This is a genomic window from Acidovorax sp. 22279, from assembly GCF_052045435.1.
Classification (GTDB): Bacteria; Pseudomonadota; Gammaproteobacteria; order Burkholderiales; family Burkholderiaceae_C; genus Acidovorax; species Acidovorax delafieldii.
The window spans coordinates 169,790-187,535 of the sequence record NZ_JBQEOV010000008.1; the positions used below are offsets into that span (position 1 = coordinate 169,790).

The 17,746-nt window shown below is 65.2% G+C and carries 15 protein-coding genes; 11 read left to right on the forward strand and 4 right to left on the reverse strand.

The genetic code is table 11. The annotated features are described in order from the left end of the window. Positions 1 to 4: 4 nt before the first annotated feature. The 4 genes from ACTJKQ_RS12535 to ACTJKQ_RS12550 all read left to right on the forward strand — a co-directional run bounded on the left by ACTJKQ_RS12535 (position 5) and on the right by ACTJKQ_RS12550 (position 2,529). Entirely contained in the window at positions 5 to 511 is a 507-nt protein-coding gene (locus ACTJKQ_RS12535) for a cupredoxin domain-containing protein (RefSeq protein ID WP_440596992.1), read from the forward strand. 16 nt (positions 512 to 527) lie between these two features. Beyond that, the gene (locus ACTJKQ_RS12540) at positions 528 to 1,076 is read left to right on the forward strand and encodes a DUF411 domain-containing protein (RefSeq protein ID WP_440596993.1); all 549 of its coding nucleotides are present in this window, start codon (positions 528 to 530) and stop codon (positions 1,074 to 1,076) included. Continuing rightward, on the forward strand, positions 1,073 to 1,444 hold the full coding sequence (locus ACTJKQ_RS12545) for a copper-binding protein (RefSeq protein ID WP_440596994.1): 372 nt from the start codon (positions 1,073 to 1,075) through the stop codon (positions 1,442 to 1,444). Before ACTJKQ_RS12540 ends, ACTJKQ_RS12545 begins: the two co-directional genes overlap by 4 nt. Before the next feature lie 77 nt (positions 1,445 to 1,521). Then, positions 1,522 to 2,529, forward strand: a complete 1,008-nt coding sequence (locus tag ACTJKQ_RS12550; protein ID WP_192421841.1) for a P1 family peptidase — start codon at positions 1,522 to 1,524, stop codon at positions 2,527 to 2,529. A 159-nt stretch (positions 2,530 to 2,688) separates the two neighbouring features. Here the strand turns inward: ACTJKQ_RS12550 and ACTJKQ_RS12555 are convergent, their stop codons facing one another. Then, a complete protein-coding gene (locus tag ACTJKQ_RS12555) occupies positions 2,689 to 3,069 on the reverse strand; it encodes a tautomerase family protein (RefSeq protein WP_116747355.1) in 381 nt (126 codons plus the stop codon). Between the two features lie 84 nt (positions 3,070 to 3,153). Here ACTJKQ_RS12555 and ACTJKQ_RS12560 point away from each other — a divergent pair, with 84 nt between their 5' ends. Beyond that, complete coding sequence (locus ACTJKQ_RS12560; protein ID WP_440597027.1) at positions 3,154 to 4,011, forward strand: LysR family transcriptional regulator; 858 nt, start codon at positions 3,154 to 3,156, stop codon at positions 4,009 to 4,011. Positions 4,012 to 4,313: 302 nt separating this feature from the next. Further along, the gene (locus ACTJKQ_RS12565) at positions 4,314 to 5,903 is read left to right on the forward strand and encodes a methyl-accepting chemotaxis protein (RefSeq protein ID WP_440596995.1); all 1,590 of its coding nucleotides are present in this window, start codon (positions 4,314 to 4,316) and stop codon (positions 5,901 to 5,903) included. A 38-nt stretch (positions 5,904 to 5,941) separates the two neighbouring features. On the opposite strand, the gene ACTJKQ_RS12570 is transcribed toward ACTJKQ_RS12565, so the two are convergent. Next, positions 5,942 to 7,525 carry an EAL domain-containing protein gene (locus ACTJKQ_RS12570; RefSeq protein ID WP_440596996.1) on the reverse strand — a complete coding sequence of 528 codons (1,584 nt, stop codon included), beginning with the start codon at positions 7,523 to 7,525 and terminating at the stop codon, positions 5,942 to 5,944. A 241-nt stretch (positions 7,526 to 7,766) separates the two neighbouring features. On the opposite strand from ACTJKQ_RS12570, the gene ACTJKQ_RS12575 reads away from it, so the two are divergent. The 3 genes from ACTJKQ_RS12575 to ACTJKQ_RS12585 all read left to right on the forward strand — a co-directional run bounded on the left by ACTJKQ_RS12575 (position 7,767) and on the right by ACTJKQ_RS12585 (position 10,709). Then, entirely contained in the window at positions 7,767 to 8,564 is a 798-nt protein-coding gene (locus tag ACTJKQ_RS12575; RefSeq protein ID WP_440596997.1) for a lectin, read from the forward strand. Between the two features lie 9 nt (positions 8,565 to 8,573). Further along, entirely contained in the window at positions 8,574 to 9,071 is a 498-nt protein-coding gene (locus tag ACTJKQ_RS12580) for an EF-hand domain-containing protein (RefSeq protein WP_116747359.1), read from the forward strand. Between the two features lie 216 nt (positions 9,072 to 9,287). After that, positions 9,288 to 10,709 (forward strand): TAXI family TRAP transporter solute-binding subunit, encoded by a 1,422-nt coding sequence (locus tag ACTJKQ_RS12585; RefSeq protein ID WP_056064112.1) that lies wholly within the window; start codon positions 9,288 to 9,290, stop codon positions 10,707 to 10,709. A gap of 69 nt (positions 10,710 to 10,778) precedes the next feature. On the opposite strand, the gene ACTJKQ_RS12590 is transcribed toward ACTJKQ_RS12585, so the two are convergent. Both ACTJKQ_RS12590 and ettA read right to left on the reverse strand, forming a co-directional pair. Further along, positions 10,779 to 13,307: a DUF1631 family protein gene (locus ACTJKQ_RS12590; RefSeq protein ID WP_440596998.1), complete on the reverse strand. Its 2,529-nt coding sequence runs from the start codon at positions 13,305 to 13,307 to the stop codon at positions 10,779 to 10,781. 59 nt (positions 13,308 to 13,366) lie between these two features. Then, entirely contained in the window at positions 13,367 to 15,028 is a 1,662-nt protein-coding gene (ettA, locus tag ACTJKQ_RS12595; protein WP_056064117.1) for an energy-dependent translational throttle protein EttA, read from the reverse strand. Between the two features lie 298 nt (positions 15,029 to 15,326). On the opposite strand from ettA, the gene ACTJKQ_RS12600 reads away from it, so the two are divergent. Next, complete coding sequence (locus tag ACTJKQ_RS12600) at positions 15,327 to 17,123, forward strand: DEAD/DEAH box helicase (RefSeq protein WP_440596999.1); 1,797 nt, start codon at positions 15,327 to 15,329, stop codon at positions 17,121 to 17,123. A 55-nt stretch (positions 17,124 to 17,178) separates the two neighbouring features. After that, on the forward strand, positions 17,179 to 17,739 hold the full coding sequence (locus ACTJKQ_RS12605) for a nucleoside-diphosphate sugar epimerase (RefSeq protein ID WP_235509386.1): 561 nt from the start codon (positions 17,179 to 17,181) through the stop codon (positions 17,737 to 17,739). Positions 17,740 to 17,746: the final 7 nt, after the last annotated feature.

Below are 17,746 nucleotides of genomic sequence, written 5' to 3' on the forward strand. Positions count from 1 at the left end.
CACCATGAACACTATCAAATTCATAGCTGCCTGGGCAATGTGCACTAGCGCATTCGGCACTTTTTCTGCCTATGGGCATGAAAACATGCCCCACCGCACCTCCACAGCCCCCGTGGTCAAAGAGCAAAAGGACTGGGGCATTGCAGGCGACGCCCAGCAGGTGCGCCGCACGATCACCGTGCGCATGGGCGACGACATGCGGTTCAGCCCCCGCCACATCGAAGTGCGCGAGGGCGACACCGTGCGACTGCGCGCACAGAACAAAGGCCAGGTGCTGCACGAGATCGTGATCGGCACCAAGGCGGAGCTGGACCAGCACGCCGAAATGATGAAAAAGCACCCGGGCATGGAACACGACGAGCCTTACATGGCCCATGTGGCGGCGGGCAAGGCCGGCGACATCGTGTGGCACTTCAACCGCGCAGGCAGCTTTGACTTTGCCTGCCTCATCCCCGGCCATTACCAGGCCGGCATGACCGGCACCATCACCGTGCTGCCCCGCCATCCATAACGCCAGGAGAAACACCATGACCCTCCAACGCCCTCGGGCTGCATCCGCATCCATGACCGCGCTCCCCAGCCCTGCCCGCCGCCAATGGCTGGCCACCACTCTGCCTCTGCTGAGCGCGGGGTTGGCCGTCGCTTTGCTGCCGGTTGGGTCCCGCGCCGCCACCAACACGCCCACACCGCTGGAAGTGTGGAAAGACCCCAACTGCGGCTGCTGCCAGGACTGGGTGGACCACATGCAAGCCAACGGCTTTGCCGTGAAGGTGCATGCCACCGGCAACAACGCCGTGCGTGCCCGCCTGGGACTGCCGCCAAAACTGGGTTCGTGCCACACCGCGCTGGTGGGCGGCTACCTGGTGGAAGGCCACGTGCCCGCCAGCGATGTGCGCAAGCTGCTGCAGCAAAAGCCCAAGGCCCTGGGCCTGGCCGTGCCGGGCATGCCCGTGGGATCGCCAGGCATGGACGGCGCCGTGTATGGCGACCGGCGCGACCCGTACGACGTGCTGCTGGTGGCCCACGACGGCAGCACGCGCATCTTCAACAGCTACAACAAAAAGGCATCCACATGACCCAGCACCTCTACTCCATCCCGCTGGCTGCCGCCCTGTTTGTCCTGGTTGCAGGGCCCGCCCTGGCGCAGGCGCCCGCAGGGGCTGCCGCAGACAGCCACAGCAGCCACCACCCCGCCGCCACCGCACCGTCCGCGCCACAGGCGGAGCTGAGCGAAGGCGAAATCACCCGCTGGGACCCGCGCACCCTGCGCCTGACCCTCAAACACGGCGAGATCAAGAACCTGGAGATGCCGCCCATGACCATGGTGTTCCGCGTGTCCGACGCCAGCGTGGTGGGTGACCTGAAACCCGGTGACAAGGTGCGTTTTAGGGCCGAGCAGGTCAGCGGGGCCTACCATGTCCAGCGGATCGAGAAAGCGCCCTGACGCGACTCCACGTGCAGCGCCAGGGCCCTGATGCTGCGCAACTGTCGCCCGGCCCCAGGGCACCATAATCACCAGCCATGAGTTCTCCACACGCAATGGCTGGCGACGCCGGCAGCATCACCCGCGTGGCCGGCATCGAGGTCGGCCACTTCACCGAAACCCGCCGCCCCACTGGATGCACCGTCATCATCACCCGCGAGGGCGCTGTGGCCGGGGTGGATGTGCGCGGTGCCGCACCCGGTACGCGCGAGACGGATTTGCTCCACCCCTCCAACCTGGTGGACAAGGTGCACGCCATCATGCTCGCGGGCGGCAGCGCCTGGGGGCTGGATGCCGCCACCGGCGCCGTGCGCTGGCTGGAAGAGCGCGGCGTGGGTTTCGACGTGGCCGTGGGCCGCCTGCCCATCGTGCCCGCCGCCGTGCTGTTTGACCTGCTGGTGGGCGACATGCGCGTGCGCCCCGATGCTGCGGCGGGCTACGCGGCGTGCGAGGCCGCCTCCACCGCAGACCCGGCCGAAGGTAACGTGGGCGCGGGCACCGGTGCGGCGCTGGGCAAGATCTTCGGCATCCAGCGTGCGATGAAGGGTGGCATCGGCACCGCCTCCGTCACCGTGGACGGCGTCACGGTGGGTGCCCTCATCGCCTGCAATGCGCTGGGCGACGTGATCGACCCCGACACCGCGCAAGTGATTGCCGGGGCCCGCACCGACGACGGCCTGCGTTTGCGCGACACGCGCCGCGCCCTGCTGCGCGGCGACCCGCCCCAGCCCCTGCTGGCGGGCACCAACACCACCATCGGTGTGGTCGCCACTGACGCGGTCATCACCAAGGTGCAGGCCCACCGCCTGGCCGTGGCCGCGCACGACGGGCTGGCCCGCAGCATCAACCCCGTGCACACCATGTCCGACGGCGACACCCTGTTCAGCCTGGGCACGGGCCGCAGCGGCAAGAGCCCGGGCATGATGGTGCTGGCCACCATGGCGGCCGAGGCCACAGCCATCGCCACGGCGCGGGCTGCACGGGCTGCGCGCGCCATCACTACCGCCGAGGGGTTGTACCTGCCTTCGGCCGCCGATCTGGGCTGAAGCGCAAAAATCGGCATGCGCCACGCAGACGGTGCGTGGCGTCTCCTTCCCGTTGGCATCGGCTGGCGTTGACTGGCGTTGACTGGGGTTGACTGGCGTCTGTTGCCGGCTTCGTCCCATGCGCCGGAGCTGGCGGCTTCTGCCCCCCCGCGCCAGCCCTCAGGCGTATTGCGCCAGCCCGTGGCCGAAGGACCAGTTCTCCTTGGCCACCTCAACAATGTTCACGAACACATCTTCCGGCCTGAGGCCAGGGCTTTCGCCCAGAAGCTGGGCGATGCGCTGAAACAGCGCCTTCTTCTGCTCCAGCGTGCGTGTGTTGTTGGCAGTGATCTGGATGAACACCACATCGTCGCTGCGTGCCACACCCAGGTACGACGGGCTGTAGCGGAAATTCGCGGCATCGTGCTCGGTGAGAGTCATGAACTGATCGTCCTCGGGCACATTGAAGGTCTCGCGCATGGCGCGGTACAGCATGTCGAAAATCGCTTGCCGGTAGGCAGCGGGCTTGCCAGCACGCATGGCAATGTGGATGAGCGGCATGGAGGGTCCTTTTGTGAAAAAGCTGGTGCCATGCTATCCATATTGATATGCTATTGATACTTATATCAACAATAACAAAAACATATCATGCAACGCCCTCTGGATCTGGATGCCGTCGAGGCTTTTGTCCGTGTTGCCGAGCTGGAGAGCTTTACCCGAGCAGCCGAGGCCATGCAGACCAGCCAGGCCGCTGTGAGCCTCAAGCTCAAGCGGCTGGAGGACCGGCTGGGCTGCCGGCTGCTGGAGCGCACCCCCCGGTACGTGGAACTGTCAGCCCAGGGAGCCGCCTTCCTGGACCATGGCCGCGCACTGCTTGCTGCACATGAGCGTGCCCTGGCTGCGCTGGGTGAAGCACCGCAGCGTTTGGCCATCGGCATCAGTGACCACGTCGCCGGGCCTGAACTGCCTGCACTGATTGCTCGCATGAACGCACAAGACCCTCAGCTGTTGATCGACATCCGGATCGGCTCGTCGGGCGACCTGCTGCAAAGCTTTGACCGGCGCGAACTCGACGCGGCCATGGTCCGCATGCATGCCGGGCGCAGCGATGGCGAAGTGCTGGCCGAAGAGCGATTTGGCTGGTTTGCCGCGCCTCACTGGCAGCACCGCGCTGGTGCCCCCCTGCCGCTGGCCACCCTGGCAGAGCCCTGCGGCGTGCGTGCGATGGCTGGAAAACTGCTCGATGCAGCCGCCATCCCCTGGCGCGAGGTGTTTGTGGGCGGCGGCGTGGCGGCAGTGTCCGCAGCTGTTGTTGCAGGGCTGGGCGTAGCCGCACTGGCACCCCGCATGTTGCCCTGGGGCGCGGTGGACGTAGGTGCCCGGCTTGGGCTTCCTGCACTGCCAAGCCTGCCGGTGGTGCTTCACAGCCGGGCCCCGGATGGCCGACCCAGCGATGCCATTGCAGCACTGTCTGCTGCATTCAGAAGTGCGGTGCGCGGTTAGGGCAGGTCACGCCCGCCCTCGCTTACCCCTGCACAAGCAGGGTGCCCAGCGCGCCTTTCGCACCTTTCGGTCAAAAACTTCTTGACGCGCGCCGGAACCCCCAGAAGATCAGGGCCTGTGCACCATCGTGTGCCCAAGGCGGCGGCTGCGCACCGCCGCATCGATATCGCCAGAACGCCGCAGGGTGGCGGTGGCAACGTGTTGCGCCCCACGTTGCGAAATGGTAAACACCGGTTTCCTGCCGCTCCTGCGTGCTCCGAAAAAGCGCCTCATCCCGTATCACCAGCTGGAGGGTCCATCGCATGAATGTCCTGCAGAACCTGAGCATCAAAACGCGTCTTGGTATTGGATATGTTGTCCTGACCTGTGCACTGATCCTGGTCGCCATCATGGGTATCCGTGGCGAGTCCATGACACAGGAGAGCCTGGACAACCAGGTCAATCACCTGAACGTGATCAAAAGCCTGGGCAACCGGGTGCTGGATACAGCCAATGCGAGGGCCGTGTCTGCCCGCAACCTGGTGATCGCGGGCTCCAAGGAAGATGCCGACGCGGAGACACGTCGCATTGGAATCGCACATGAAGGCATGGGCAAGGCACTCCAGGGAGTCGAAGAGGCCCTCAAGGTCGGCCCGCCTGAAACCGCCCCCCTCAACAAGCTGCTGGCCCAGATCAAGAACACCGAAGCGGCCTATGGACCCGTGGCGCTGGAGATCACCCGACTGGGGAGCCAGGGGGAAAAAGATGCGGCGATCAAGAAAATCAACGAGCAATGCCGCCCCCTGCTGACCAAGCTCGTGGCCGACATCGAGGCCTTCCTGGCCGAGAGCGACGCCATCAGCAAACGTGCCAGCCAGGAATCTATGCGCCAGTTTGAATCGCTGCGGCTGCAGCTGATCCTGCTCAGCGTGGCCATGGTGGTGTTTGCCTGCGTGCTGGGTGTGGCCACCACCCGCTCCATCGTCCGGCCCCTGAACGAGGCAAGCCAGGCAACGCGGGAGTTTGCGCGGGGCAACCTGGCCACCCCGCTGGTAGCGCAGGGCAAGAACGAAATCGCTTCGGTAGTCACTTCGATGGAAGCCATGCGGCTGAGTCTTTCCAACCTGGTGGCAGGGGTGCGCCAGGGATCAGAAAGCGTATCGACCGCCAGCGCCGAGATCGCGCAAGGCAATCACAACCTGTCGATGCGCACGGAACAACAGGCCAGCGTGCTGCAGCAAACCGCTGCCTCCATGGAGCAACTGGGCTCCACCGTGAAGCAGAACGCAGACAACGCGATCCATGCCAACCGCCTGGCGCATTCAGCGTCGACCGTTGCGCAACAAGGCGGTGACGTGGTGGCCATGGTGGTGGCCACCATGAAGGACATCAACGACTCCAGCCGCAAGATCAATGACATCATCAGCGTGATCGACGGCATTGCATTCCAGACCAACATCCTGGCGCTGAACGCGGCCGTGGAGGCCGCACGCGCAGGCGATCAGGGCCGGGGCTTTGCTGTGGTGGCCAGCGAGGTGCGCAACCTGGCCCAGCGCAGCGCGGCTGCGGCCAAGGAGATCAAGCAGTTGATCACGGAAAGTGTCGGCCGCGTGGAACACGGCACGGCTCTCGTGGACAAGGCCGGCCACACCATGACAGAGGTGGTTGCCAGCATACGCAACGTCACCCACCTCATGGGGGAGATCAGTGCTGCCAGCTCTGAGCAAAGCTCGGGGGTCACGCAGGTGGGCGAGGCCGTCACGCTGATGGACCAGGCCACGCAGCAGAATGCGGCCCTGGTGGAGGAGATGGCTGCTGCTGCATCCAGCCTGCGTGGGCAGGCCGATGACCTTGTGAGTGCTGTGGCGGTGTTTCGTACTCACGGCAGCGGATCGGCGCTGCTGATCAAGTAGCGCCCCCGTCCCCTGCCGCGCCATCCAACAGGGCGGGATCAATCTTGCGCCGAGCCACGTGGTGAAACGGCTGGCTGCGGGCGCATGCCGGCCAGCAGATCATTCAGCGGCATGGCACGGGCAAACTTCCAACCCTGGGCCTGGCGCACACCCCGGGCAATCAGGAAGTCCACCTGGTCCTGAGTCTCGACGCCCTCGGCAATCAGTGCCAGCTTGAGCATGTGGGCCATTTCGATGATGTGGGTAGTCACCGGGCTGATGGCGGCTTGCGCGCCGATGCTGGCGATGAAGATGCGATCAATCTTGAGGGTGTCGATGTCGATGGACTCCAGCATGGACAGGCTGGAGTAACCCGTACCGAAGTCATCCAGCGCAATCGATGCACCGATCTGCCGAGCAGCCTGCAGCGCGGGCCGTGCAGCCTCGATGTCCACCAGCCCGCGCTCGGTGACCTCCAGCATGAGCGCGCCCGGCGGCATCTCCATGGCGCTGAAGCGCCGCTGCAGGTACTGCACGGGTCCGTCGGCCACCAGATCCTGGGGCGAGAGGTTCAAACTCACATGAAAACCCGGGCGTACCTTGAGCATCTCGGGCAAGTCGGCCAGCACCACATCCATCACGTACCGCGTGATGTGCACGATCACCCCGGCCTTCTCCGCTTCTGCAATGAATTCATCCGGGGGCACCAGGGTGCCGTTGCGGCGACGCCAGCGCAGCAGAGCCTCCGCCCCCACCCACTGGCCGGTTTCCAGATCCACGATGGGCTGATAGAGCACGAAGAACTCGCGCCGACGCAGGGCCGCCCGCAGTCTGACGCGGGGCGACAACTGCCACCGGGTGAGCATCGCCACGCCCAGCGCAAACAGGGCACTGGCCACCAGCCCCAGGGGTGCCAGGATCAGCGCCTGGGCCTTGAGCCCTTCGTGGGCCAGCGCCTTGGGAGCCGCCGCGACCGCCGCCACATTGTTTTCCTTCGACACCCGGAAGACGATGTAGTGGGTCTCGCTTTCAGCCACGTTGTTCACATGGGGCGTGTAGAGGTTCAGCCACTCGGTATCCAGCGGACCTTTGGACCGGATCAGCGCCCGGGGCGTGCTGATCAGAAGCCCCAGCGCGACATCCGCATGAAACACAGGCATGTCAATCACGATGCCCGGGTGAATGATCACCGCATGGCCGTTGCGGGCGTAGATGTTGAAAGGCTGCTCCGGGGCAAAGGGCAGGCGGGCGCCAATCCAGGTGGAGATACCCGTCGAGGTGACCATGTGGTTGCCGGTGAGCGGTACCACCTCATTGCCCGTGGTGAGCGTGCTGCAGACCAGCGCTCCATCCCTCACCGCCCCCATGCCCTGCAGATAGAACGAGGTGCCCACCAGCTGCTGCATGCGTGTGAGGCTGGCCTGGCTGCAAGCGGGGTGCGGATCTCCGTCCAGATCGTTGAGCGCCGCCACCAGCTGCTGGCGCGAGGCCACGCCGCGTCGCAGCACCTCGTCCGCCAACGAGGTCAGATAGGCGACCTGGTCTTCCTTGGCCTGGCGGTGGGCCACCCACAGGGACGCAGCAATGGGGATGAGCGCCGCCAGCAGCAGTGGGATGGAGGCAACGACATAGAAGCGTTTCATCGGACACGGCAGTGGGTGGGTGGGTAGTACACAGGCAGACAAGGGGCTGCCCCAGCGCGATGCCATCATGCACGAACAGCCCCCGCTGCTCCAGCGAGATTTCAACCGATGGCGCCCCTGTCGCCGGGCGCACAAGCATCAGACCGTCCTATGATGCCGGTGACGGTTGGTGCCCTGGGCCGGGGCCCACTGCACTACACCCATCCCCATGGCCCCTGATCGGAACAAGGAGAGTGAACCCATGAGAGACCAGGCCTTTCGGAAACATGCATGGCTGCTGTGCCTGCCAATGCTCGTGAGTACCCCGGCGGCACAGGCGCAGGACCAGTTGGTGGATTTGCAGTCCAGCGGCGGCTACACCTCCTACCGCCTCGCGGACGACGTGACCCAGGTGGATCTGGTGGAACAAACCCAGGGGGCCTGCCGCTTCAACCGCACCTGGGGCTACGACCTGACCAATCGCGAGCTGTGGACCAACGGTGGTTGCGGGGGACGTTTCAAGATCACACGCACCTATGCATCCGGTAGCAGCAGCGGCTCCAATGCCGGAGCAGCTGTGGCGGCCGTGGCGGCCATTGCCGGCATTGCGTTGCTGGCCAACCACAACCGGCACGACAACGACCGTCGCCCCGAGTACCCGGACTACCCCGGCCAGGGCGGGGACTGGGGGCGCGAGATCCGGGTGGACGGCCGCCTGTGCCTCGACGTGAGGGGTGGCAAATTCCAGCCCGGCACCACCCTGCAGGTGTACGAATGCAACGGGACGGCGTCCCAGCGTTTTGCGGTGGGGCGCGGCGGCGAGATCCGGGTGCGCGACCTGTGCGTGGACGTGGACCGAGGCGACCCACGGGACGGCGCGCGGGTGGTGCTGTGGTCCTGCTCGGGCTCGCGCAGCCAAAGCTGGTCTACCCCGGGTGGGCAGATCGTGAGCCAGCTCACCGGCAAATGCCTGGATGTAGACGCAGGCCAGGTCCGCCCTGGGGCACACACCATGGTCGGGCCCTGCAACCGCAGCCCCAGCCAACGCTGGTGGTGGTAAGGAGGTCCCATGCAAACAACTCTTCACTGGATCTGTGCAGGCGCCTGCGCCCTGGTGCTGGCAACAACGACGCACGCGGCCAATGCGGCCGACACCTCCATATCGTCGCCCACCACGCCACCACGCCCTGCCAAGGCGCACAAACCGGTGGCGCCAACCCTCACCCACCGGCTGCAGGCCATCTGCTCGGCAGCCGATCTCAATCATGACGGCAACGTGTCGCTGGACGAGTTCCACCAGGACATCGTGCAGAGCTGGCACAGCCTGGGGCCCGATGCAGAGGGCTACGTCCATCTCTCCCAGCTGGGCCAATTGCCCCGCATCGGCAAAGGCCAACTGAGGCGGCTGGCGGCAGCCGACAAGGACGGGGACGGAAAGCTGTCGTTCAAGGAGGTGGTGCAGGCACGCATGGCCTACTTTGAGGCAGCGGATGTGGACCAGAACGACATGCTCTCGCTGCAGGAATGCATGGCCTATGAGCGCCAACGCAGGCGCCTGCCGCAGTAGGAGCCCTCGCTGGCCGGCGGTTTCAGTCCTCCAGCTATCTGAGACCTGGGCGACTCCCGGTGCGGGATGCCCGGAGCTGGTGCGCGTCGCCGCCACGCCTGCCTGGATAATCCACCGGCTCGCAGATAGCGAGATATGGCTCCGGGTCCACCCAGGGGCCGCGTCACCCCATCCAGGCATACCGCCGCCCCGTTTCGCTCTGTTTGTCCATCCCCCATGCCCCAGGCCTTTCGCAACACTTTCCTCACTCTGCGCGATCTGATTGTGTCAGCAGGCCCCCTCGCCTTCTTGGCGGTCGGGCTGCTGGTGCTGGCCTATTGGTGGCTCAACCCCAATCCCCCCAAGACGGTGACCCTGGCCACAGGCCCTGCCCAAAGTGCCTATGAGGAGTTTGGCAAGCGCTACCAGAAGGCGCTGGCGGCGGACGGCATTGATGTGGTTCTGCTGCCCAGCGAGGGCTCATCGCACAACCTGCAGCTTCTGCGCGACGGCCAGGCCGATGTCGCTTTTGTACAGGGCGGCACAGCCGAACTGCAACCCGATGATCCGGATAACCTGGTATCGCTGGGCAGCCTGTTTGTAGAGCCACTGTGGCTGTTCTACCGCACCGATGCAGCAGAGCGCATGCACAACGCACCCCGGCTCGATGGCCTGCGGCAGCTACGCGGCTGGCGGGTCAATGTGGGGTCGGAGGGCAGCGGCGTGCCCACGCTGATCGAGCGGCTGCTGCAGGCCAATAAGGTGGAGCCCAGCGCAGTCAAGCTATCGCGCCTGGAACAGACGCCCGCGACGGTGGAGTTTTTGGCGGGGAGGCTCGACGCCTTGGTATTTGCCTCGGCGCCTGAATCGCTGATGGTGCAGATGCTGCTGCAAACGCCCGGCGTGCAGCTGCTGGATTTTGCGCAGCACGAGGCCTACGCAAGGCGGTTTCCGTTCCTCACCCCCGTGACCTTGCCACGCGGGGTGGTGGACCTCGCGGCCAACGTGCCCCAGCGCGATGTTCGGCTCGTGGCCACCACCACGTCCCTGCTGGCGCGCGACGGCACGCACCCCGCCCTACTGACCCTGTTTGCCCAGAACGCACAAAAGCTGCACAGCGGCGCGGGCTGGTTCAACCGGGCGCGTGAGTTTCCCAACACGCGCGGCAGCGAGCTGCCGATAGCCAAGGAGGGCGACCGCGCCATGAACGAGCCGGTGCCCATGCTGCAACGCTACCTGCCGTTCTGGATGGCCAACCTGATTGAGCGCATGTGGCTGGTGCTGGGCATCTTGCTGGCCATCATGCTGCCGCTGTCGCGCATCGTGCCGCCGCTCTACCAGTTCCGGGTGCGGTCACGGGTGTTCCGCTGGTATGGCCGCCTGCGCGAGATCGAAAACGACCTGGAAATGGGCAAAAGCGACCCCTCAACCCTGCTGCGCACCCTCGACGGACTGGAAGCCCAGGCCGAAAAGGTGAGCGTGCCTCTGTCGTATGCGGACGAGCTGTATGCCCTGCGCAACCACATCCACCTGGTGCGCAAAAAACTGCTGCGCGCGTCGGAAGGGGCTGGTGGATCTGCTGACCACAGCACGCCGGGCGAAGGGATGACGAACAACAGCGTGACGGAAACAGGGAGTGCAGCAGGAACTGGGCGTTGACCAGCTCTACAGCTGCACAAGGCCGCTCGCGGCCTCAAGGTGGCACCCGCAGCGCGCGTGTCTGTGCGATCAGCGATTCTTGGGCGACTTGGCACCCGAAGCCGGGGCCAGGGGGGCGGATTTGGACAGCGGCGCCATTTTGGAGCCGAAGCCCGTACGGCCCTCGGACGACTTGCGATCTACCCCGCCCGTTTCCGTAGAGCCCGAAGCGCGGACCGCAGGCTTGGCGGGCTTGGGCGGCTGGGCCGGCACCACGCGCAGCGAGCCTTCGGCCGCCAGCTTGTCGCGCATGCGGCGGGTCATAGATTGGGTGCTGGCATCCGGCGCAGTGAACAAAAACAGGGTGCCATGCGGGCTGGCCCAGGTCAGCTGGGTGCGCACCACCCGGCCATTGGTCACCAGCTCCACCCAGGCCCCGATGACAAAATCAGCGTAAGGGTCCGGGGTGTCCAGCGGCGCCTGGGCACTGTCCTGCGGTGCAGGAGCGGACGCCTCTGCCGATTCGGACGGCTCTGTCGCCTCCGGGGCCACTTCGGGCTCTCCCGCAGGGGCGGACACTGGGGCAGGAGCCGGTTTTTCAAAAGCGGCCTGGTGCAACGCCACGAGCCGCTGCAAGAATGCGCTGGTCTGCACCGCAGGGTAGTTGATGGTTTTGAGGCCCTTGCGCAGCTTGGCCAGCAGGCCGGGGATGGCTTCGTTGAGCCGGTCCGTCTCCTGGCGCGTGAGGTCAGGCTGCGCAGTCCACAGCAACACCGGAACCAGCGCCAGGTAACCGCTGGGGTCATCTTCCTGGCTATCGTCACTGCGCATCACCTGCGCCAGCGCCACTACGTCAGCCCAGGGGCCCGCCGCAAAATCCAGCACGTCCGACGGCACCTTGTCCACATCCGGCAGCTTGCGGATATCGGCTGCGATCTTCTCGGCCAGCAGTTCGCGCTGCTCCGCCTGCAATTTGGCTTTCTGCTCGGCCTCCTGCTGGGCCTTGATCTTTTGCTCCTGGGTGTCCCAGGCAGACTGCAGCGCCTTGAGCACGGTGTCGAACGGCCCCGCGTCCTTGACCTCATGGGCAGACAGGTGGCCCACAGCCTCGGTCACCAGTCGCATGAAGCGGCTGAAGCCAGGCTCTGTCTCGGCGGTGAATGCCAAGCTGCGCTGCGTAAGCTCGTCAAGCAGGCGGCGCGCAGGGTGGCTGCTGTCGGTAAAAAACCGGCCGTCGTGGTGCACCAATTGCTTGAGCGCAGGCTCCAGGCTCTTGACGGCCTGCTGCACAGGGGGCAGCAAACGGGCGTCCTGGGAGATGTTGGCCATCATGCGCCCCACCACCTCCACCGCCATGGCGGTGGACTGGGTAGCAGCCTCCATGGGCATGGCTGCATAGACCACCGGCGCAACGCCAGGCCCACGCCAGCCTGCGAGAGGCACGGGCAAAGAGCCCGCCTGGCTGACCGTGCCCCCACCGGCAAGACGGCCCACCAGGCGCTCCAGCTGCGCCATGTCTTCAATCGCTTCAGCGGCCGCACCCGACGGGTAGTAGCCCCCGGCCAACGATGACTGAGCGCTGGCGGCTCCCGCGCGGGGGTCCACCCAGCCCGGCTGACCCGCGCCGCTGGGCATGACCACCGCCTGTGCGGGCACGGCGCCGTAGACCGGAGGAGGGGCAAATGGATCACCGCCCGCCAACATCTGGCGCAGGATGCCGACCGTGAGCAATGCCTCTTCGGCAGCGTCAACGGGCACGGGCACCATGGCACCCTGCTGGGAGTCGCCGCTCCAGCCTGTGCTGGGGCCCATACCACGCCCATAACCTGTGTTGCCATAGTCGCCCATGGGCGCGTTCATTGAGGGGCCGTACCCGGAATAACCGCCCCCGTAACCCGTACCGGGCCCGCCATAGCCAGACCCACCGTAACCGGTGCCTTGGCCGCGACCGCCGCCCGCAGGCGTGCCCAGCACTGCGTAGCCCACCGGCTGTACGCCATGCTCACGCAAGCTCTGAGCGGTTTTTTTGTATTCTTCGGCCAGCAGCTTCCCGAGTAGGTCGCGCATGTGCTGCATCCACAGCTGCCGTACCTCGGCCGAGACGCCGGTCTCACCCACCACCTGCTGCAATGCACGGATGTAGCTCTCGGGCCGCAGAGGGTTGCGCTCGGGTTGCACGCTACGCAAACCTTGCGCAGCGCTCACCAGGGTGTTGAGTTCGGCCAGTACGGCGTCGGTGGCATGCAGCGCAGACTGCTGGGCCTTGGACAGTTCCACCTGGGCCTGCATCTCGCTTTCGTCCATGAGCGAAAGCTCGCCAAAGTCCATGCCGGTGTCGTCGGCCGAACTGCGCCCCTTGGCGACCGCAGGGCCTTCGGCAAATATCTCCAGCAAGGCCATGGGATAGCCCTTGACCAGCGCAGCCTCGTGCTCGTTGAGCAGCCGCAGCGCATCGCTGAGCAAATTGCGCTGCTGGATGTTGCGGCTCGCCGACTCCTCGCTGGTCAAGGCACTTTGGGTGACCTTGACGAGCTGCCCCATCAGGGCCTCGCCACCGCGAACGGCGTTGACAACGCAGGCGCGAAAAACGGCTCTCAGACGCGATGCGGGCAGGGACATGGTGGGAGGGAGGAATCGGACAAGAGGTTTCCAGATGCAATCCTACTTGACCTCGGCCTTTATTTGAGGGCCTTGAAACGCATCCGCTTGGGCTTTGCACCTTCTTCACCCAGCCGCTTCTTCTTGTCGGCCTCGTACTCCTGGTAATTGCCGTCAAAGAACGTCCACTGGCTGTCACCCTCGGCGGCCAGAATGTGCGTGGCGATCCGGTCCAGGAACCAGCGATCGTGGCTGATAACCAACACTGTGCCCGCGTATTCGAGCAAAGCGTCTTCCAGCGCGCGCAGGGTTTCCACGTCCAGGTCGTTCGAAGGCTCGTCCAGCAGCAGCACGTTGCCGCCAGCAATCAGTGTCTTGGCCAAGTGCAGACGGCCACGCTCACCGCCCGACAGCATGCCCACCTTCTTTTGCTGGTCGCCACCGTTGAAGTTGAAGCGCCCTGCGTAAGCACGGCTGGCCATGGTGAACTTGCCGATGTTGATCATGTCCAGGCCGCCGGAGATGTCTTCCCACACGGTCTTGTCGTCCGACAGGGCATCGCGGTGCTGGTCCACAAAGGCCATCTTCACGGTCGAGCCGATCACCACCTCACCGCTGTCCGGCTGCTCGCGGCCCGCGATGAGCTTGAACAGGGTCGATTTACCGGCACCGTTCGGACCGATGATGCCCACGATGGCACCCGCAGGGATAGTCATGGACAGGTTGTCGATGAGCACACGGTCGCCGAAAGACTTGGTGACGTTGTGGAACTCAATGACCTGGGTGCCCAGGCGCTCGGCCACAGGAATGAAGATTTCCTGGGTTTCGTTGCGCTTTTGGTATTCGTAGTCGCTCAGTTCCTCGAAACGGGCGATACGCGCCTTGCTCTTGGCCTGACGGCCCTTGGCGTTCTGGCGCACCCATTCCAGTTCCTTCTTCAGGGCCTTGGCGCGTGCCTCCTCACCCTTGTTTTCAGATTCCAGACGGGCCTGCTTCTGGTCCAGCCAGGTGCTGTAGTTGCCCTTGTAGGGGTGACCGTAGCCGCGGTCCAGTTCCAAAATCCACTCCGCGGCGTTATCGAGGAAGTAGCGATCGTGGGTGATGGCCACCACGGTGCCCGGAAAGCGGTGCAGGAACTGCTCCAGCCAGTCCACCGATTCAGCATCCAAGTGGTTGGTGGGTTCGTCGAGCAGCAGCATGTCGGGCTTGGACAGCAGCAGGCGGCACAGCGCAATGCGGCGCTTTTCACCACCAGACAGCAGCCCGACCTTGGCGTCCCAAGGAGGCAGGCGCAGGGCATCGGCAGCGATTTCGAGCTGGTGCTCGGAGTCAGTCCCCGCCGTCGCAATGATGGCTTCCAGGCGAGCCTGTTCAGCGGCCAGTGCGTCAAAGTCTGCATCGGCCTCGGCGTAGGCGGCGTACACCTCTTCCAGCTTGGCCTTGGCGGCAAACACCTCGCCCATGGCCTCTTCCACGCTTTCGCGGACTGTGTGCTCCGAGTTGAGCTGGGGCTCCTGGGGCAGATAGCCGATCTTGATGCCAGGCATCGGAATGGCTTCGCCTTCGATCTCCTTGTCCACGCCGGCCATGATCTTGAGCAGCGTGGATTTGCCAGAGCCGTTCAGACCCAGCACACCAATCTTGGCGCCCGGGAAAAAGCTCAGGGAGATGTCCTTCAAGATCTGCCGCTTGGGCGGCACGGTCTTGGAGACGCGATTCATCGAATAAACGTATTGGGCCATGGAGGGTTCTAGCTTGCGAAAGTGGGCAGGAAGTCTGCATCCGAGCAGGTTCAGAGGGCCATTTGGAGCATTCCAAAAAGACGCCGAACGCGCTCTCAAACCCTAGATTATCGGTCCATGCGACAATACCCCCGTTGTGGGCTCCAGTTGCCCGCCACATCAGCACACTGCTGGGGACGAAGGAAGCCACGCTTCCGGGCTCCCAATCCTGAACCTCATCAGCCTGAGACTGGCTCAGCAACCTCCCGGTTGCACGACAGGCGGATACCCAGCGCCCCGGACGGGCGCATCCAACGACATGACATTTGACGAACTGAACCTGGCTCCTGCCATCCTGAAGGCCGTGCACGAAACGGGCTATGAAACCCCCACGCCCATTCAGGCCCAGGCCATTCCCGCCGTTCTGGAAGGCCACGACCTTCTGGCCGGCGCGCAGACTGGCACCGGCAAGACCGCTGCGTTCACCCTGCCCATGCTGCACCGCCTCTCGCAAGGCACGGCACCCAAGAACAAGTTTGGCGGCAAGGGCATCCGCGCCCTGGTGCTGACCCCCACCCGTGAGCTCGCAGCCCAGGTCGAAGAATCGGTGCGCGAATACGGAAAGTACCTGGACATCAACTCCACCGTGGTCTTCGGTGGTGTGGGCATGAACCCACAGATCGACCGCATCAAGCGCGGCGTGGACATCCTGGTGGCCACCCCCGGCCGTCTGCTGGACCTGCAGCAACAGGGCTTCCTGGACCTGTCCACCGTGCAGGTGCTGGTGCTTGACGAAGCCGACCGCATGCTCGACATGGGCTTCATCCACGACGTGAAGAAGGTGCTGGCCCTGGTGCCCAAAGACAAGCAAAGCCTGCTGTTCTCGGCCACCTTCAGCGACGAGATCCGCGAGCTGGCCAACACCCTGCTCAAGAACCCGCAAAGCATCCAGGTCACCCCGCGCAACACCACGGTGCAGCGTATCTCGCAAGTGATCCACCCCGTGGGCCGCGGCAAGAAAAAGCAGGTGCTGCTGCACATCATCCAGCAACACAACTGGAGCCAGGTGCTGGTGTTTACGCGCACCAAATTCGGCGCCAACAACGTGGCCGAGTTCCTGACCAAGAATGGTGTGCAGGCCATGGCCTTGCACGGCAACAAGAGCCAGAGTGCCCGTACGCAGGCCTTGGCGGGCTTCAAGAGTGGCGATATCCGTGCCCTGGTGGCCACCGATATCGCCGCACGTGGCATCGACATCGATGACCTGCCGCACGTCGTCAACTACGAAATCCCGAACGTCTCCGAAGACTACGTGCACCGCATCGGCCGTACGGGCCGCGCAGGCGCTACGGGCGAAGCCGTGAGCCTGGTCTGCATGGACGAAGAAGGTTTCATGATGGACATCGAGCGCTTTACCAAGCAGCAGATTCCTGTCCAGGTGATCGAAGGTTTTGGCCCAGAACCCGGAGAGAAGGCGGAACCCATCGCCATGGGCCGCCAGACCATCTGGGGCGGCGCAGGCAAGCCCCCGAGCCGTGATGTGATGCAGGCAGCCGCCAAGGCCGCCCGCAGCGAAATGATGGAGCGCATCCGCACCAACAAGGCAGGCCAGGGCGGCGGCCAAGGTGGGGAGCGCGGCCCCCGTGCAGGCAACGGTGGTGGCGGTGGTGGCCGTTCCGGCGGCGGGGCTCCACGCAGCGCCCAGGGTCCAGCCGGCGGCGGCCGCGGAGGCCAGGGTGGTGGTCGGGGTGGTGCCCGTGACGGCGCCGCCCAGGCACCTGCGCGCAGCCGAGGCCCACGCCCCGAAGGCGGCGGTGGTCATCGCTACGATGACGCACAACCTCCCCGCGCCAATGCGCACCTGGGCACACACCTGGGTCACAGCAACCCAGGCCATCGCAGCTCGGGCCACGGTGCGGGCGGTCAGCCCGACCCCATGCGGACCAGCGTGGACAGCATGGCTGAACGCGGCCGCCGTGGCGGCGGTGGTGGTGGTGGTGGGTATCGCAACTCTGGAGGTGGCGGCTATGGTGGCGGATCAGGCACGGGTGGCGGTGGTGGCCGGGGCAACGGGCCTCGTGGGCCAGGCGGTCCTCGCGGCTCTTTTAACCGCTGATACGCGCAAAGCGCCCCCTGCCAACACCACGGACGCAGCGGGCGCCAGCATCCATGTGCTGCACGCCAAAGGGCGGCGTGCGCCAGCGCTGAACCATCCCCGCCTGCAACTGCACGCGGTGGATTTTGCGGCGATGCCCGCCTTGCCGCACGTCGATGATGTTTACATCACCCTGGGCACCACCATGGCTGCAGCCGGCAGCCAGAGCGCGTTCCGTGCGGTGGACTATGACGCCGTGATGGCCACGGCCCGCGCAGCGCGCGCGGCGGGCGCCACCCGCTGTGGCGTGGTCACCGCCATGGGGGCCAATGCGCAGTCGCGCATCTTTTACAACCGCGTCAAAGGCGAGGTCGAGCGCGACCTTCAGCAGCTGGGTTTTGAGACGCTGGTCATTGCACGCCCATCCCTGCTGATGGGCGAACGCCGGGCGCTGCAACAAGCCCACCGGCCCGCAGAGTCCCTGTCGCTCAAACTGTTTCAGTGGCTGAACCCGGTCCTGCCCGCCAACTACCGTGCCCGCCCCGGGGCGGAGGTGGCCCGTGCGCTCGTCCGTGCCGTACAGTTGGGCCGACCCGGGCTGCAAGTGCTGTCCGGCCGCGCGCTGCAGGCCAGTTGATACAGGG

Excerpts from the sequence above, each read along its gene's own strand:
- ACTJKQ_RS12535 (WP_440596992.1), top strand. The coding sequence starts at position 5 with ATGAACACTATCAAATTCATAGCTGCCTGGGCAATGTGCACTAGCGCA.
- ACTJKQ_RS12540 (WP_440596993.1), top strand. The coding sequence starts at position 528 with ATGACCCTCCAACGCCCTCGGGCTGCATCCGCATCCATGACCGCGCTC.
- ACTJKQ_RS12545 (WP_440596994.1), top strand. The coding sequence starts at position 1,073 with ATGACCCAGCACCTCTACTCCATCCCGCTGGCTGCCGCCCTGTTTGTC.
- ACTJKQ_RS12550 (WP_192421841.1), top strand. The coding sequence starts at position 1,522 with ATGAGTTCTCCACACGCAATGGCTGGCGACGCCGGCAGCATCACCCGC.
- ACTJKQ_RS12555 (WP_116747355.1), bottom strand. The coding sequence starts at position 3,069 with ATGCCGCTCATCCACATTGCCATGCGTGCTGGCAAGCCCGCTGCCTAC.
- ACTJKQ_RS12565 (WP_440596995.1), top strand. The coding sequence starts at position 4,314 with ATGAATGTCCTGCAGAACCTGAGCATCAAAACGCGTCTTGGTATTGGA.
- ACTJKQ_RS12570 (WP_440596996.1), bottom strand. The coding sequence starts at position 7,525 with ATGAAACGCTTCTATGTCGTTGCCTCCATCCCACTGCTGCTGGCGGCG.
- ACTJKQ_RS12575 (WP_440596997.1), top strand. The coding sequence starts at position 7,767 with ATGAGAGACCAGGCCTTTCGGAAACATGCATGGCTGCTGTGCCTGCCA.
- ACTJKQ_RS12580 (WP_116747359.1), top strand. The coding sequence starts at position 8,574 with ATGCAAACAACTCTTCACTGGATCTGTGCAGGCGCCTGCGCCCTGGTG.
- ACTJKQ_RS12585 (WP_056064112.1), top strand. The coding sequence starts at position 9,288 with ATGCCCCAGGCCTTTCGCAACACTTTCCTCACTCTGCGCGATCTGATT.
- ACTJKQ_RS12590 (WP_440596998.1), bottom strand. The coding sequence starts at position 13,307 with ATGTCCCTGCCCGCATCGCGTCTGAGAGCCGTTTTTCGCGCCTGCGTT.
- ettA (WP_056064117.1), bottom strand. The coding sequence starts at position 15,028 with ATGGCCCAATACGTTTATTCGATGAATCGCGTCTCCAAGACCGTGCCG.
- ACTJKQ_RS12600 (WP_440596999.1), top strand. The coding sequence starts at position 15,327 with ATGACATTTGACGAACTGAACCTGGCTCCTGCCATCCTGAAGGCCGTG.